We start from the raw sequence: 340 nt of genomic DNA, 5'->3' as shown, positions 1-340 counted from the left end.
TGTCTTTTTAAACTTAACTGGAAATCTTATGAGGCAACGACAGGAGCTTCCCAGCCAAGCGCTTTTAACTTTTTGAGATATGCATGGATCTTACGTTCCTTATTGAACTGATTATAGTAATCAGCTCCAAGATCTTGAAAAGCCACCCTATCCTTGAGGATATGATAAATGGCGATCAGCATTGAATGAGCTACTGCGACATAGGCCCGCTTTTTCCCACGATGTGCGCTGATTCTCATGAACTGTGCATAGAAGTAGGATCTTTTATTCTTTACCGCACTGTGTGCACTGACAACAAGCGTCTCCCGCAGTAAAGCGTTTCCTTTTCGGGTCTTGCCTG

The 340-nt window shown here is 43.5% G+C and carries 1 pseudogene; it reads right to left on the bottom strand.

The features are described 5' to 3' along the window. Nucleotides 1–26: 26 nt before the first annotated feature. Nucleotides 27–340, bottom strand: a pseudogene (locus JMF81_RS10525) (IS110 family transposase); the annotation flags it as partial.

The sequence above is a fragment of the Anaerostipes butyraticus genome, assembly GCF_016586355.1.
GTDB lineage: Bacteria > Bacillota > Clostridia > Lachnospirales > Lachnospiraceae > Anaerostipes > Anaerostipes butyraticus.
This window is presented reverse-complemented; position numbering and strand designations above follow the sequence as displayed.